Raw genomic sequence first — 14,526 nt, 5'->3', positions numbered from 1 at the left:
CGCGGCCGGAGGCTCGACCAGCGGCGCCGAACCCATCGACACCCGTCAGTCCCGGGTCAGTGACGACGGTTTCCGACCTGTTCGATCTCGCACCGTTCTACATCGCCCACCGGGGATCGGGGGACAACTGGCCAGAGCACACAGCGACGGCCTACCGGAACGCCGCGAAGGCGGGCGCGCATGCCATCGAGATTTCGGTGAACGCGACATCCGATGGCGTGCTCGTCTGCCACCACGATCAGAATACGCAGCGCCTCACCGGGGTGGACAGGAAGATCGCGGACACGACCTGGAAGGAACTGTCCGGCCTGAAGAACAACGCCACCGCGTGGCTCGGACCGAGCGCTGCCGCAGAACCCATACCTCTTCTTAAGGACGTTCTCGACGAATTCGCCGACGGCAGGGTGCTCTTCATCGAGGACAAGCAGGGGACGAACACGACCGCGCTTCTCGACCTGCTCGACTCCTATCCCGGTGCCACGAGCCGCTTCGTGTGGAAGCAATGGGCAGGCGGGCAACAGCACAAGCTTGCCAGGGAGCGTGGCTACAAGGCGTGGGGATACTTCACGTCGGAGATTCAGCCGACCCAGGACGTGGTGGAGAGCTTTGATTACCTCGGAGCCCATCACTCCGCAACCGACGAGTTCATCGCGGACCTGGTCTCGACGAAGAAACCCGTCATCGTGTGGGAGGTTCATTACCGGTCGGACCGCGACCGGCTTGCCGCACTGGGCGTCGTCGGAATGATGTGTTCGAACATCCCGTACGTGATGTCGGAGTCTGCACTGGCGATGCGTGACAGTTTCGCTGCCGGGGTGAGAGCTGCGGGTGACTTGCCGTGGACCGTCGATCTGGGCTGGAAAGTGCAACCGAAGATCACTGCGAAGACCGGAACGGTACTTCTCGACTATCCCGACATCCAGAGTTATCTGATGGGATCACTCGCGCCGATCGACTCCTCGACCTTCGAGATCTCCTTCAAGCTCCGCTGGCCTGGAGAGCTCCCGGCCGCAACGCAACATGCGGGGATCGCCTTCGGGCTCGACAGCGACCTGCCATATCGGGTCGGAGTTCCCTCCCAGGTGAGCGGTTATCACGCTGTGCTGCTGGCGGACGGAACTCTCGAACTCTACGAACGCGAACAGGGCTCAGCGGACGGGCGGCTGCTCAGTTTCGTGTCGACGCCCGCCCCTGCCGTCGGGGAATGGATCGACCTGGTGGTCTCCGTGAACGAATCCCGGGTCGCGATCAGCAGGGACCGGAACCTCGCGTGGGAAGCCGCTGCAAACGACGCCAGCCACCGTGGCGGGTACTTCTGGCTCTGCAAGAACTACGCGGGACCGATCGCGGTCGAGTACTCGACGGTCGTCGTCGAATGACCTGAGGCCGCCAGCTCGAAGAGGATGGCGGCAAAGCTCGAGATCGAGCTGTCCGCGGTCAGCATCTCCACCCGGTACTCCTGTGCTGACCTGCCATGACGCGCAGCGCGTTCGGGGTCAGCGGCGAGATCCTCCGCCGCGAGCAGAAGGTCGATTGGCCGCGTCGGATCGACGATGGGCCCGGCGCCGGCTGAACGCAATTCCTCCGCTGTGGTGCTGTCTTCGTCGACGGACCCGATCACCGGGAGACCTGTCGCGAAATACGACGTCAGCTTGCTCGGTACAGACATCTCCGTCAGGCCGGGCAGTTCGTTGACGAGCAGGATGTCGGCGGAGGCGAGCGCCGCCTCGAACGCACCATCCGGAAGCGGGTCGAGAAACTGAAGCCTCGAATTCGGGCCTTCGGCCTCAAGCGCCTCCCGCATGTTCCCGTCGCCGAGCAGGACGAATCGAACCCGGGATCCCCGCTCGTCCGCCAGCTGCGAGGCACGGACAACGTTGAGCAGTCCTTGCTTGGCGCCCATGTTGCCCGCGTGCAACACGATGATGTCATCCGGTTCCCAGCCAAAACGTGCGCGAATCGTCGCGTCGTGACGGAGGGCATCCGTGTCGATGTGGGACCAGTTGCGGACGACGTCGACCGCACTCTGCTCGACGCCGAGGTTCGCCGACAAATACCGGCGGAACCGGTCGTGGATGACCACGACACGGGTTGCCGCCCGCAGAGTCGAGCGCTCGATGAGTGCGACCGCACGCGCAGCCCGGCTTCCGGCGCCCGTCTCAGCGATGCCGAGCGAGTAGATGTCCTGGACCCACACGCACGTGGGGGTGCGGGCGAGTCGTGCTCGCAGCGCCACGATCCGGGTCGCGAAGAGCGCCGGGGTGACGAGGATGACGACGTCCGGCGCTTCCCACGGTGAAAACACCGCCCGGATGCCGAAGTGAAGCTCCATCAGCAGTCGCTTCAGGCTCGTCAGCTTCCTCGGAACGTATGGCTTCACCCGCAGGACAGAGACGCCGTCGAGTTCTTCCTCGTGCGTCCTGCCGGTGTAGCCGGCGGCGATCTCCCACTGCGGATAATGGGGATACGCGGTCACGACGTGGACCGCGTGGCCCCGCGCGACCAGCCCTTCTGCGAGCCCGGCCGTGTACGGGGCGATCCCCGTCGGTTCGGGTGCGTAATTGAGCCCGACGATCGTCACCCGCATCGAGGGCTGGTCAGCGTCCACGGATATCAGCACCTTTCGAAAGGAACCAGTCGTAGGTGTCGCGGATGCCGTCGGCCAGGTCGATCCGCGCACGCCAGCCGAGTGCGTGAATGCGCGAGACGTCGAGGAGTTTGCGCGCGGTCCCATCCGGTTTCGACGTGTCGAACCGGAGGGGGCCCGTGTAGCCGACGATCGACGCCACAAGCTCGGCCAGCTCGCGGATGGAACAGTCGACGCCGGTTCCGACGTTCAGGTGCGACAGCATCGGCTCGGTTACGGAGGCATACGTTCCATAGTCGAGGTTCATCACATGGACGCTCGCTGCGGCCATGTCATCAACGTGGAGAAACTCCCGGCGGGGAGTCCCGCTGCCCCAGATCACGACTTCGTCGGCATAGGACTGCCTGGCGTCGACAAACCGGCGCATGAGCGCGGGGAGAACGTGACTGTCCGTCGGGTGGAAGTTGTCGCCGGGACCGTACAGGTTGGTCGGCATCACGCTCCGATAGTCACGGCCGTACTGGCGGTTGAAGCTCTCGCACAGCTTGATTCCGGCGATCTTCGCGATGGCGTACGGCTCGTTGGTCGGCTCGAGTGTGCCGGTCAGCAAACTCGCCTCGTTCATCGGTTGCGGTGCGTTCTTCGGATAGATGCACGACGACCCGAGGAAGAGCAGCTTGTTCACATCGGCGTCGTGAGCCGCCTTGATGATGTTCGCCTCGATGAGGAGATTGTCGAGGATGAAATCGGCAGGGAACGTGTTGTTCGCGTGGATGCCTCCGACTCGCGCCGCTGCCAGGTAGATCTCATCGATCGCGTTGGACCGCACGAAAGCGGAGACCGCGCGCTGGTCGGTCAGATCGAGGTCCTCCCTGCTGGCCGTCAACACCTCCGAGTCCGTGTCTTCGAGTTGCCGCACGATGGCGGAACCGACCATCCCGCGATGGCCGGCGACCCAGACGCGCTTACCGCCGGACACTTACGACTCCAGGGCGACGGGAACCGCGTAGCCGTGCTTCTTCAGCAGGGCCACACGCCGCATCGCGTCGAGGTCGGCGTGAACCATCTCGGAGACCATCTCGCGAATGCCCACCTGGGGGTGCCAGTCGAGGAGGAACTGTGCCTTGGTCGAATCGCCCAGAAGGCTGTCGACCTCGGCGGGACGGAAGTAGCGGGGATCGACCCGCACGATGACGTCACCGGGGGAGAGGCACTCGGCCGCTTCGCCCTCGACCGAGTCCACGATGCCGATCTCGTTCACTCCCGAACCTTCGAAGCGCAGCGTGATGCCGAGTTCCGCAGCGCTCCACTCGACAAACTGGCGGACCGAGTACTGCTCGCCCGTCGCGATGACGAAATCCTGGGGAACATCCTGCTGCAGCATCATCCACTGCAGGCGGACGTAGTCCTTCGCGTGGCCCCAGTCACGGAGAGAGTCCATGTTGCCGAGGTACAGGCACGGGTCGAGCCCGAGCGCGATCTGGGCGAGTCCTCGCGTGATCTTCCTCGTCACGAAGGTCTCGCCGCGACGGGGCGACTCGTGGTTGAAGAGAATTCCGTTGCACGCGTACATGCCATAGGACTCGCGATAGTTGATCGTGATCCAGTACGCGTACAGCTTGGCGACGGCATACGGGGACCGGGGGTAGAACGGGGTCGACTCCGTCTGCGGTATCTGCTGGACCAGACCGTACAGTTCGCTCGTCGAGGCCTGGTAGAAACGAACGGACTCGGTGAGCCCGAGGAGGCGGATCGATTCCAGCAGCCGGAGCGTTCCGAGTCCGTCGACGTCGGCGGTGTACTCCGGCTCCTCGAAGCTGACGGCGACGTGTGACTGGGCGCCGAGGTTGTAGATCTCGTCCGGCTGCACATCCTGGATGATGCGCGTCAGATTGGTCCCATCAGTGAGGTCGCCGTAGTGGAGCTGGAATCGCTGGTTCTCGGTGTGCGGGTCCTGGTAGATGTGGTCGATCCTGTTGGTGTTGAGCAGAGAAGAGCGGCGCTTGATGCCGTGCACTTCGTAGCCCTTCTCGAGGAGGAGCTCGGCCAGATACGAGCCGTCTTGTCCGGTCACTCCGGTGATGAGAGCGGTCTTTGCCATGATCGTTTCCTTCGGTTCTCAGTGTCTGGGTCAGCGGCGTTCGGCGCTGGTGCTGTCGGAGTCGACGCCGGCGAGGCTGTCGAGCGCGCGACGCAGAATCGTGCTTGAGGTGGACAGGGTGTACGGGAAGTAGACGACGTCGACGCCAACGGCGGCGAACTCCTGCTCGAGGCGGAGTCCCCGCTCGGTTCCCTTCCAGTCGTCGCCTTTGAAGTAGACGTTGAAGCCCACGTCGCGCCAGGTGTCGAGCTTGTCGGTGTGCACCTCGGCAATGGCTTCGTCGACGACATCGATGCTGCGCACGATCTCGAGCCGCTCGACCAGGGGCACCACTGGCGTGATCCCTTTGTTCAGCATCAGCATCTCGTCGGAGACGACTCCTGCGATGAGATAGTCGCACTGGCTCTTCGCGTGGCGGAGGATGTTGAGGTGTCCGATGTGGAAGAGGTCAAATGCTCCGCCGGCGTATCCGATTCGCTGTGTCATACCTGTTGGTCTCCGGGTTGTATCGTTCATGTCAGTAGGCGCCCACGGGCTTGAGGAGGACCTTGACCGTGCGCCAGACGATCATGAGGTCACCGGTCAATGACCAGTTCTCGACGTAGTACAGATCAAGGCGGACACTCTCGTCCCAGCTCAGGTCGCTTCGGCCGTTGACCTGCCACATTCCGGTCAGTCCTGGCTTGATGTACAGCCGGCGGTGGACGTGGCTCTCATAGGCCTCCACCTCGCGGGGAAGCGGCGGGCGAGGCCCGACCAGGCTCATCTCTCCGACGAAGACGTTCCACAGCTGTGGCAGTTCGTCGAGCGAGAACTTGCGGAGAATACGACCGATCCGGGTGACGCGTGGGTCGTCCTTGATCTTGAAGAGGAGCCCGGATCCTTCGTTCTTCGCGATGAGTGCCTCGAGGTCCGTTTCAGCGGTGGTCACCATCGAACGGAACTTGAGCATCATGAACCGCTTCTCGTTGCGTCCGACGCGCTCCTGGCTGAAGAGCACAGGTCCGCCGTCATCGAGCTTGATCGCGAGGGCGAGGAGAGCGAAGACCGGCGCGAGCGCGATGATCCCCAGGCCGGATGCCACGATGTCGAATGCGCGCTTGAGAACGTGCTTGCCGCCTTCGAACTGCGGGATCTCGACGTGGATGAGCGGCAGCCCCTCCACCGGGCGGAAGTGAATCCGCGGCCCGGCGACGTCCGTCAGTCGCGATGCGAGGACCAGGTCGGTCGCCGTGCCTTCGAGTCGCCAGCCGAGGCTGCGGATGAACTCTGCGCCGCCGTCCGGCTGGCCGGCCACGATGACGGCGTCGGCTCCGACAGCCTTTGCGGCGTCGGCCGGGTCGACTCCGGTGAGGACGGTGACGGGCCGGGGACCCGTGGTCACCGTGTGGAGGCGCTCATCGGCGTCGGACACCACTGCGCCGACGACGTTGTACGCGGCACCGGATTTTTGCTGGATCTGCCGGATGACGTATCCAACCTCGTCCAGCGTGCCGACGACGACGGCGCGGCACAGGTAGTGATCCTGGTTCCTCTGGGAGATGAGCCATTTGCGCCACAACCAGTGAGCCGCGAGAAGCCCCAGGGTCCCGACGGGGAGGGCGAGAAGGAAGTACCCGCGGGCGACGTCGATGTTGAAGATCAGGAAAAGGATCGCCAGCAGACCGAACGTTGTCGCGCTCGCATTGACGATGCGCTTGTATTCGCTCGCGCCCGCGCCGATGACGCGGGAATCCTGGGTGCGGAATGCGGCCAGGGCGACCAGCCACGCCACGATGATGGTGACGGAGATGAGCCCGTATTGCGTCTCAACCCGAGCGACGTCGTTGATCGATTCGTCCAGTCCGAACCGCACGAAGAACGCGAGACCGACAGCTCCCAGCACAGTGATGGCATCCGTCACCTGAAGACGGTGCCGGAAGTTCCGGGACCAGACGCGCTCGGTCGCCTGCGGGCTCGGTGCTGCGACCTGCGGCCCCGGTGCTGTGGCGAAGCGGTCAGAATGGGCGCGGAATTTGGGACGGTATGGGCTGGGCGCGACGAGGCGCTGCTTGACTTCCGTCATCGGATTGCTCCAGCGCCTGCGGCTGATGCCTGGCGATCGAGCTGGGTGGTGGCGGGCATGCTGGCTCCTCTCGGCGGACAGTGAACCCGAGACCTCCCCCCACTGGGTACGGAGCCTGCTTCAACATTAAAAGCGAGGTTGTCTCATGTTCGGCGTAGTCTCGACAGTAGCGGCGAACGCGCGCGTAACGGTGCCCCCAGATATAGGGGTGAGGATTCCTCATTTATTAACACCGTGTTCATTTCCTGCCGATATCCTGCCGGTCGCGTGCCAGCGAAACCGGGGGAAAAGCCGGGGGGAGAGCCAGGGCGCGGGTCGCGCGCGGGGGAGAGGTTAAATGAAGAAATCCCCGCAAGTAGAAGCCTTACGAGGATTTCAGTGGCTCCGACGGGCGTCGATCCCGTGACCTCACGATTTTCAGTCGTGCGCTCTACCAACTGAGCTACAGAGCCCAACGGCATAATGCCGCTGGAAGGTGAAAAACCCCTCCTTTCGGAAGGGCTCTTCACTTCAGCGACCCTGACCGGACTTGAACCGGCGACCTCCGCCGTGACAGGGCGGCGCGCTAACCAACTGCGCTACAGGGCCTTACTTTTTTACTTGTACTTCAGTGTAGTAGCTATGTGACCCCAACGGGATTCGAACCCGTGCTACCGCCGTGAAAGGGCGGCGTCCTAGGCCACTAAACGATGGGGCCGAGAGCCGGTGAGGGCTCCGTAACTACCGAGAAGAAGCATACGGGTCTCAGCGCGATTTGCCAAAACGAGACCCGCCGAGCCGGGAAATCAGGTCCCCGGTAGCGAAAAAACCCCGCAGGCCGAGCGGGCTGCGGGGTTTCTTCGAGCGATGAGCGGATGCCTAGTGGCTGCCTTCTTCGCGCAGCTTGACGATGCCCGCTTCGACGATCGCTTCGGCCTCTGCGGCGTCGCCCCAGCCCTCGATGGTGACCCACTTGTTGGGTTCGAGGTCCTTGTAGCGGGCGAAGAAGTGCTCGAGTTCCTTGCGGGTCTGCTCAGGGACGTCTGTGATGTCCTGGATGTGCGCCCAGCGGGGGTCCTTGTGCTGAACACAGACGACCTTGGCGTCTGAGCCGGCCTCGTCGCTCATGTTGAGGACGCCGACAGGGCGCACCTTGATGCCGACACCGGGGAAGACCGGGTACTCGAGCAGTACGAGCGCGTCGACGGGGTCACCGTCGAGGCCGAGCGTGTTCTCGAAGTAGCCGTAGTCGACCGGGTAGCTGAAAGCGGTGAACAGAACGCGGTCCAGGTACACCCGACCGGTTTCGTGGTCGACCTCGTACTTGTTGCGGCTGCCCTTGGGGATCTCTACGACGACGTCATATTCGGCCATGAAGGTTGTGCTCCTTTGGTTCTGAAAGTCTGCAATAACGTTACTTGATGCCCAACAACAGTTCTCCCCGCCGCCCGCCGCTCTCCCCGGCGGTTGCCGAGGTGCGCGTCGGAGTGCGCCGTGCGCTGGCGGCCGCCCGCGATTCCGGGCTTGCGGAGGGCGCACTCGTGCTCGTCGCGCTGAGCGGCGGCCCCGATTCCCTCGCACTCGCTTCCGCCACGGCTTTCGAGGCGCCGAAACTCGCGCTCCGGGCGGGGGCGGTCGTCGTCGACCACGGCCTGCAGCCCGGCTCGGCCGAGGTGGCGGATCGGGCTGCACGCGCAGCGGAGCACATGGGGCTGTCTCCCGTCATCGTTCGCCGGGTCATGGTCGGGCACGGAGGTGGGCCCGAGTCGGGAGCGCGCGATGCACGGTATGGCGCGATTACCGACGTCGCGGCGGCGACGGATGCCGGTGCGGTTCTCCTGGGTCACACGCTCGACGACCAGGCGGAAACGGTGCTACTCGGGCTCGCGAGGGGGTCGGGGGCGGCAAGCCTGCGCGGAATGGCTCCGACGAACGGTCTGTATCTGCGCCCGCTCCTCGACGTTCGCCGTGAGACGACACACGCGGCGTGCGCGGCAGAGGGTCTCCAACCGTGGACGGATCCTCACAACTCGGATACCCGGTTCAGCCGGGTGCGCGTGCGCAACGCCGTTCTTCCGGTACTCGAGCGTGAACTCGGCCCCGGTGTCGCCGATGCGCTGGCCCGCACCGCTGAACAGCTGCGGGAGGACTCGGAGGCTCTCGACCGGATGGTCGAGGAGATGATCGAGGAGATCTGCGAACCGGCGGAGGCAGGCATTGCCGTCTCGGTGAGTGCGCTCGCGGTGAACCCGGCGGCCCTGCGCAACCGCATCCTGCGGCTTGTCGCATCCAGTGAGTTCGGGTCCTCGCTCGACCGTGGCCACACTGTCGAGATCGCCCGCCTCGTGACCGATTGGCGCGGGCAGGGGCCGATCGATGTCCCCGGTATCCGGGTAAGCCGGGAGGGAAGCCTGATCGTCTTCACCGCACGCGGGAACGATTCCGAGTCACGGATAGGATGAGGACCATGGAATCGAGCGACATTGCAGGCGACCTTACGACCATCCTCGTCACGGAACAGCAGATCCACGACAAGCTGGAGGAGCTCGCCGCTCAGATCGACTCGGACTACGAGGGCAAGGATCTCCTTCTCGTCGGTGTGCTGAAGGGCGCGGTCATGGTGATGGCCGACCTCTCGCGTGCGATGAAGAAGCACGTCTCCATCGATTGGATGGCTGTCTCCTCCTATGGCGCAGGGACCAAATCGAGCGGTGTCGTCCAGATCCGCAAAGACCTCGACTCCGACCTCACCGATCGACACGTGCTCATCGTGGAGGACATCATCGACTCGGGACTGACGCTTTCGTGGCTGCTCGACAACTTCGCATCGCGCGGCGCGGCATCCATCGAGGTCTGCGCGTTGCTTCGCAAGCCCGAGGCGGCGAAGGTCGAGATCGACTGCAAATACGTCGGATTCGACATCCCCACCGACTTCGTCGTCGGCTACGGCCTCGACTTCGACGAGCGCTACCGGAACCTGCGCGACGTCGCAGTGCTCGCTCCGCACGTATACGCGTGATCGGCGCCCCGTTCTCCCTTCGGCGAACATAGAGGGCTCGTCCAGCGTTCTGGGGATAACCTTGACTTCACGGGGCGTTCGCCGCTTCGCCGTACCTTCAGAAAGGGTGTTGGGCATCCGCTCATCCGAACTATGAACTTCAAGCGCATCTTCAAGGGCCCGCTCCCTTACATCCTGATCGCCATCATTGTTTTCTGGGTCGGGTCGAGCCTGCTCAACGTCAACGGAATGCGCGAGGTGTCAACCGACCACGGTCTGGAGCTGCTCAACGACGGCAAGGTCACCGAGGTCACCCTGACCGAGGGCGACAACCGCGCCGACCTCACACTCGCGAAGGCCGACGGCGACAACGGCAAGCTCGTGCAGTTCTACTACCTCACGGCCCGCGCCGAGGACGTCGTTGCAGCCGTCGACGCCGCAGCACCCAGCGACGGCTTCACCGACAAGGTTCCCCAGCCGAGCTGGTGGCTCTCAGCGCTCGGCCTCCTGCTCCCGCTCCTTCTGATCGGTGTCTTCTTCTGGATCATGCTCTCGAGCATGCAGGGCGGCGGATCCAAGGTCATGCAGTTCGGCAAGTCGAAGGCGAAGCTCGTCTCGAAGGAGTCGCCGAAGGTCACCTTCGCGGATGTCGCCGGAAGCGACGAAGCGATCGAAGAGCTCGAAGAGATCAAGGACTTCCTCAAGGAGCCCGCACGATTCCAGGCCGTCGGCGCCCGCATCCCGAAGGGCGTGCTCCTGTACGGCCCTCCCGGAACGGGAAAGACCCTGCTTGCCCGCGCCGTCGCCGGTGAGGCCGGCGTTCCGTTCTACTCCATCTCCGGTTCGGACTTCGTGGAAATGTTCGTCGGTGTTGGCGCGAGCCGCGTGCGTGACCTCTTCACCCAGGCCAAGGAGAATGCGCCCGCCATCATCTTCGTCGACGAGATCGACGCCGTCGGCCGGCACCGCGGCGCTGGGATGGGCGGCGGCCACGACGAACGCGAGCAGACCCTCAACCAGCTGCTCGTCGAGATGGACGGCTTCGACCCCAAGGCGAACGTCATCATGATCGCCGCGACGAACCGTCCGGACATCCTCGACCCCGCCCTTCTCCGCCCTGGCCGCTTCGACCGCCAGATCGGCGTCGACGCTCCCGACCTCAAGGGACGCACGCGCATCCTCGAGGTCCACGCCAAGGGCAAGCCGATGGCCGAGAGCGTCGACCTTGACGTGCTCGCCCGCAAGACCCCCGGCTTCACCGGTGCAGATCTCGCCAACGTACTCAACGAAGCCGCCCTGCTGACCGCGCGTTCCAACGCGCAGATCATCGACAACCGTGCCCTCGATGAGGCCGTCGACCGCGTCATGGCCGGCCCGCAGCGCCGCAGTCGCGTGATGAAGGACCAGGAAAAGCTCATCACCGCCTACCACGAGGGCGGTCACGCCCTCGCCGCTTCGGCGATGCGCAACACCGACCCCGTCACCAAGGTGACGATCCTCCCGCGAGGTCGTGCGCTCGGTTACACCATGGTGCTCCCGCTCGAGGACAAGTACTCGGTCACGCGCAACGAACTGCTCGACCAGCTGACCTACGCTATGGGCGGTCGAGTCGCCGAGGAGATGGTGTTCCACGACCCGACGACCGGTGCGTCGAACGACATCGAAAAAGCGACCGGCATCGCCCGCAAGATGGTCACCGAATACGGCATGAGCGCCAATGTCGGTGCGATCAAGCTCGGCCAGTCCAGCGGTGAGGTCTTCCTCGGCCGTGACATGGGCCACCAGCGTGACTACTCGGAACAGATCGCCGAAACCGTCGACGCCGAGGTCCGCGCGCTCATCGAGCAGGCACATGACGAAGCGTGGCAGGTGCTCAACGACAACCGCGACATCCTCGATCGCCTCGCTGCCGAGCTTCTCGAGAAGGAAACGCTCGACCACAACCAGCTCGCCGAGATCTTTGCGAACATCCGCAAGCTCCCGCCGCGCCCGCAGTGGCTCTCGAGCTCGAAGCGCCCAGTCTCCGACCACCCGCCGATCGCCGTGCCGATCTCGAAGGCTCCGATCGACCCGGGTGTGACCGACGGCGGCGTCGAGAGCGACACCCCACCGGCCCGCGCACCGCAGGTCAACCCCCGACCGGCAACGGCATAACCCCATGGGGGGCACCGGAGCCGGCCGGATGGACCCGGAACGCATCCGGCGCGCCGTGACGGAACTGCTTCTCGCCATCGGTGAAAACCCGGCGAGGGCGGGGCTCGCGCGGACCCCGCAGCGCGTGGCCGAAGCGTATGGCGAGTTCTTCCACGGGCTCGCCGAGGACCCGCTGGACCTCCTCGCGGATGCCATCCCGCTCGGCAGCGACGGACCGGGCGAAGCGGTCGTGGTGCGCGACATCACCTTCCGATCGATCTGTGAACACCACCTGCTTCCTTTTCTCGGCGTCGCGCACATCGCGTACCTCCCCGACGCAAAGGTCGTCGGGCTCGGTGCGCTCCCGAAAGTGGTGGACGTGCTCGCGTCGCGCCCGCAGATCCAGGAACGTCTCACCGAGGAGATCGCGGACGCCATCCACCGCGGCCTCGGCGCTCGGGGCGTCCTGGTCGTCCTCGATGCCGTTCACGGCTGCGTCACCACCCGCGGATCGCGGCAGGAGCAGTCGTCGACCCTCACCGTGGCCAGTCGCGGGGAACTCAGCGAACCAGCGCGGCGGGCGGAGATCATCTCCCTTCTCGCCCGGCCGGGGTCATGACGGTTGCGTCGCCCGGGATGCACATCATGGGCATCCTCAATGTGACGCCGAATTCTTTCAGCGACGGCGGGCAGTACCTCGATCACGGTTCCGCGATCGCGCACGGCAGGGCGCTGGCCGCAGCAGGAGCGACTCTCATCGACGTCGGCGGCGAGTCGACGCGGCCCGGCGCCGAGCGCGTCGGCAGCGAGGAAGAGCAGCGGCGTGTTCTGCCGGTGATCCGCGCACTCGCGGCCGACGGCATCCGTGTCTCGGTCGACACGATGAATGCAGACACCGCCCGTGCGTCCGTCGACGCCGGGGTGGAGATCATCAACGATGTCTCCGGTGGACTCGCCGACCCGGCGATGGCGACCGTTGCCGCTGCGACCGGTGTGACGTTCGTGCTCAGCCACTGGCGAGGTCACAGCGCCGAAATGGACTCGCGCACCTCGTACGACGACGTGGTGGACGACGTCCGCTCGGAACTGCTCGACCGGCTCGAAGCGGTCGAAGCGGCCGGTGTCGCCCGCGATCGAATCGTTCTCGACCCAGGACTCGGCTTCGCGAAAACGGCCGAGCACAACTGGGAACTCCTGTCCCGTCTGCCTGAACTGCAGGCGATCGGCCTTCCCGTCCTCGTCGGTGCCTCACGCAAGCGCTTCCTCGGTGCTTTGCTCGACGAGGGTGCGCCCATGGTCGAGCGTGACCTGCCGACCGCCGTGCTCAGCGCACTGCTGGCCGATGCCGGGATCTGGGGCGTCCGCGTCCACGACGTCGGTGCGACGAGGATCGCGCTCGACGTGCACGAGCGCCTGCGCCGTCGTTAGAGGTTTCCGTCACAGATTGTGGGTCCGGCTTGCGCCGACACAACAACCGGCGAGCTCCGGATTACGGATAGTGTGTTCTGCAGTGCCGCCGACGCGGCACGTGCGCATCCGGGAGAACACATGACGACTGCAACCCTTGCCCCATCGAGACTGACCATCGCCGACCGCGTCGTGCCCCGCACCGTGGCGAACAACATCGCGCTCATGCTCGCCGGTGTTGCCGTCGTCAGCGCGACGGCCCTCGTCGAGATACCGATGTGGCCGGTCCCGGTCTCGGGTCAGACGCTCGGTGTGCTGCTCGTCGGCGCCTCACTCGGCGCCTGGCGCGGTGCGGTGTCACTTGCCACCTACATGCTGCTCGGCCTCGCCGGCATGCCCATCTTCTCCGGTGCGACCGGTGGGATCGCTGCCCTCGCCAAGCCGTCATTCGGATTCATCATCGGCTTCATCGCCGCCGCCGCCTTCATCGGCTGGCTCGCCGAACGCAACTGGGACAAGCGCCCTGCGCTGTCGCTCTTCGCGTTCCTCGGAGCGAGCCTTGTCCCGTTCCTGTTCGGTATCCCGTATCTCGGCATGATCCTCGGAACGATGGGGCTCCCCAACGACATCGGCGCGCTCCTCGCTGCCGGTTTCTACCCCTTCATCGCTGGCGGCGTCGTGAAGTGGCTGCTCGCCGCATCGATCCTTCCCCTGGCGTGGCGCCTCGTGAAGTCGGTCGACGACAAGCGCGACGCCAGCCCGGCCTGAGTCCGCGTCGCTGCCCACGGGCGGCAAACCAGAGAGTGGCATCGTGACAACCGGCGACAGCATCATCCTGACCGGACTCCGCGTGCGGGCGCACCACGGAGTTTACGATTTCGAGCGTGAGAACGGCCAGGACTTCCTGATCGACCTCACCGTCGGTGTCGACCTCTCCGCAGCGTCCACGACGGACGATGTTGCCGAGACGATTCACTACGGGGAGCTTGCCGAGCGGGTTGCCGCCGCCGTGGCATCCGACCCGGTCGACCTCATCGAGACCGTCGCCGAGCGCGTGGCCGCGCTGGTGCTCTCATATCCGGCGGCGCGACGCGTGCGGGTGACCGTCCACAAACCGGATGCTCCGATCCCGATTCCGTTCACCGACGTGGCCGTCAGCATCGAGCGCTTCGCCCCCGACCCGCGGGCGGCTCGATGATGTCGCCTCTTCCCCGGCCGAACATCCACCCGCCGGTTCGACCCCCGGCGCCCGCAAG

Annotated in this window: 14 protein-coding genes and 3 tRNA genes; 8 read left to right on the top strand and 9 right to left on the bottom strand. The window is 65.0% G+C overall.

Annotated elements, in window-relative coordinates:
- The first annotated feature begins 59 nt into the window (after positions 1-59).
- Complete coding sequence (locus D9V29_RS13175; RefSeq protein WP_183085018.1) at positions 60-1,379, top strand: glycerophosphodiester phosphodiesterase; 1,320 nt, start codon at positions 60-62, stop codon at positions 1,377-1,379.
- Here D9V29_RS13175 and D9V29_RS13170 read toward each other — a convergent pair.
- The 9 genes from D9V29_RS13170 to D9V29_RS13130 form a co-directional block, all read right to left on the bottom strand.
- A complete protein-coding gene (locus tag D9V29_RS13170; RefSeq protein ID WP_229790449.1) occupies positions 1,331-2,608 on the bottom strand; it encodes a glycosyltransferase in 1,278 nt (425 codons plus the stop codon). The genes D9V29_RS13175 and D9V29_RS13170 overlap by 49 nt on opposite strands.
- Complete coding sequence (gene fcl, locus D9V29_RS13165; protein ID WP_121673788.1) at positions 2,598-3,566, bottom strand: GDP-L-fucose synthase; 969 nt, start codon at positions 3,564-3,566, stop codon at positions 2,598-2,600. Before fcl ends, D9V29_RS13170 begins: the two co-directional genes overlap by 11 nt.
- Entirely contained in the window at positions 3,567-4,688 is a 1,122-nt protein-coding gene (gene gmd, locus D9V29_RS13160; RefSeq protein WP_183085017.1) for a GDP-mannose 4,6-dehydratase, read from the bottom strand.
- Between the two features lie 30 nt (positions 4,689-4,718).
- A complete protein-coding gene (locus D9V29_RS13155) occupies positions 4,719-5,174 on the bottom strand; it encodes an FAD synthase family protein (RefSeq protein ID WP_121673786.1) in 456 nt (151 codons plus the stop codon).
- A 31-nt stretch (positions 5,175-5,205) separates the two neighbouring features.
- Positions 5,206-6,753 (bottom strand): sugar transferase, encoded by a 1,548-nt coding sequence (locus D9V29_RS13150; RefSeq protein ID WP_121673785.1) that lies wholly within the window; start codon positions 6,751-6,753, stop codon positions 5,206-5,208.
- A 379-nt stretch (positions 6,754-7,132) separates the two neighbouring features.
- A tRNA-Phe gene (locus tag D9V29_RS13145) sits at positions 7,133-7,205 on the bottom strand.
- A 62-nt stretch (positions 7,206-7,267) separates the two neighbouring features.
- Positions 7,268-7,341, bottom strand: a tRNA-Asp gene (locus tag D9V29_RS13140).
- A gap of 36 nt (positions 7,342-7,377) precedes the next feature.
- Positions 7,378-7,450 (bottom strand) — tRNA-Glu (locus D9V29_RS13135).
- A gap of 161 nt (positions 7,451-7,611) precedes the next feature.
- The gene (locus tag D9V29_RS13130) at positions 7,612-8,106 is read right to left on the bottom strand and encodes an inorganic diphosphatase (RefSeq protein WP_121673784.1); all 495 of its coding nucleotides are present in this window, start codon (positions 8,104-8,106) and stop codon (positions 7,612-7,614) included.
- A 47-nt stretch (positions 8,107-8,153) separates the two neighbouring features.
- On the opposite strand from D9V29_RS13130, the gene tilS reads away from it, so the two are divergent.
- The 7 genes from tilS (at position 8,154) to folB (ending at position 14,468) form a co-directional block, all read left to right on the top strand.
- A complete protein-coding gene (gene tilS / locus D9V29_RS13125; protein ID WP_121673783.1) occupies positions 8,154-9,194 on the top strand; it encodes a tRNA lysidine(34) synthetase TilS in 1,041 nt (346 codons plus the stop codon).
- Positions 9,195-9,199: 5 nt separating this feature from the next.
- Positions 9,200-9,751 carry a hypoxanthine phosphoribosyltransferase gene (gene hpt, locus D9V29_RS13120; RefSeq protein ID WP_121673782.1) on the top strand — a complete coding sequence of 184 codons (552 nt, stop codon included), beginning with the start codon at positions 9,200-9,202 and terminating at the stop codon, positions 9,749-9,751.
- Positions 9,752-9,883: 132 nt separating this feature from the next.
- Positions 9,884-11,884 carry an ATP-dependent zinc metalloprotease FtsH gene (gene ftsH / locus D9V29_RS13115; protein ID WP_121673781.1) on the top strand — a complete coding sequence of 667 codons (2,001 nt, stop codon included), beginning with the start codon at positions 9,884-9,886 and terminating at the stop codon, positions 11,882-11,884.
- Positions 11,885-11,888: 4 nt separating this feature from the next.
- The gene (gene folE / locus D9V29_RS13110) at positions 11,889-12,482 is read left to right on the top strand and encodes a GTP cyclohydrolase I (protein WP_229790450.1); all 594 of its coding nucleotides are present in this window, start codon (positions 11,889-11,891) and stop codon (positions 12,480-12,482) included.
- Positions 12,479-13,291, top strand: coding sequence for a dihydropteroate synthase (gene folP, locus D9V29_RS13105; RefSeq protein WP_220699959.1), 813 nt, complete (start codon positions 12,479-12,481; stop codon positions 13,289-13,291). The genes folE and folP overlap by 4 nt, the downstream gene beginning before the upstream one ends.
- A gap of 120 nt (positions 13,292-13,411) precedes the next feature.
- The gene (locus D9V29_RS13100; RefSeq protein ID WP_121673818.1) at positions 13,412-14,038 is read left to right on the top strand and encodes a biotin transporter BioY; all 627 of its coding nucleotides are present in this window, start codon (positions 13,412-13,414) and stop codon (positions 14,036-14,038) included.
- 43 nt (positions 14,039-14,081) lie between these two features.
- Positions 14,082-14,468: a dihydroneopterin aldolase gene (gene folB / locus D9V29_RS13095; protein WP_229790451.1), complete on the top strand. Its 387-nt coding sequence runs from the start codon at positions 14,082-14,084 to the stop codon at positions 14,466-14,468.
- The last annotated feature ends 58 nt before the right edge of the window (positions 14,469-14,526 follow it).

It is taken from the genome of Mycetocola manganoxydans (genome assembly GCF_003667545.1).
GTDB classification, from domain to species: domain Bacteria; phylum Actinomycetota; class Actinomycetes; order Actinomycetales; family Microbacteriaceae; genus Mycetocola_A; species Mycetocola_A manganoxydans.
This window is presented reverse-complemented; position numbering and strand designations above follow the sequence as displayed.

Excerpts from the sequence above, each read along its gene's own strand:
- gmd (WP_183085017.1), bottom strand. The coding sequence starts at position 4,688 with ATGGCAAAGACCGCTCTCATCACCGGAGTGACCGGACAAGACGGCTCG.
- D9V29_RS13155 (WP_121673786.1), bottom strand. The coding sequence starts at position 5,174 with ATGACACAGCGAATCGGATACGCCGGCGGAGCATTTGACCTCTTCCAC.
- D9V29_RS13150 (WP_121673785.1), bottom strand. The coding sequence starts at position 6,753 with ATGACGGAAGTCAAGCAGCGCCTCGTCGCGCCCAGCCCATACCGTCCC.
- D9V29_RS13130 (WP_121673784.1), bottom strand. The coding sequence starts at position 8,106 with ATGGCCGAATATGACGTCGTCGTAGAGATCCCCAAGGGCAGCCGCAAC.
- tilS (WP_121673783.1), top strand. The coding sequence starts at position 8,154 with ATGCCCAACAACAGTTCTCCCCGCCGCCCGCCGCTCTCCCCGGCGGTT.
- hpt (WP_121673782.1), top strand. The coding sequence starts at position 9,200 with ATGGAATCGAGCGACATTGCAGGCGACCTTACGACCATCCTCGTCACG.
- ftsH (WP_121673781.1), top strand. The coding sequence starts at position 9,884 with ATGAACTTCAAGCGCATCTTCAAGGGCCCGCTCCCTTACATCCTGATC.
- folE (WP_229790450.1), top strand. The coding sequence starts at position 11,889 with ATGGGGGGCACCGGAGCCGGCCGGATGGACCCGGAACGCATCCGGCGC.
- folP (WP_220699959.1), top strand. The coding sequence starts at position 12,479 with ATGACGGTTGCGTCGCCCGGGATGCACATCATGGGCATCCTCAATGTG.
- D9V29_RS13100 (WP_121673818.1), top strand. The coding sequence starts at position 13,412 with ATGACGACTGCAACCCTTGCCCCATCGAGACTGACCATCGCCGACCGC.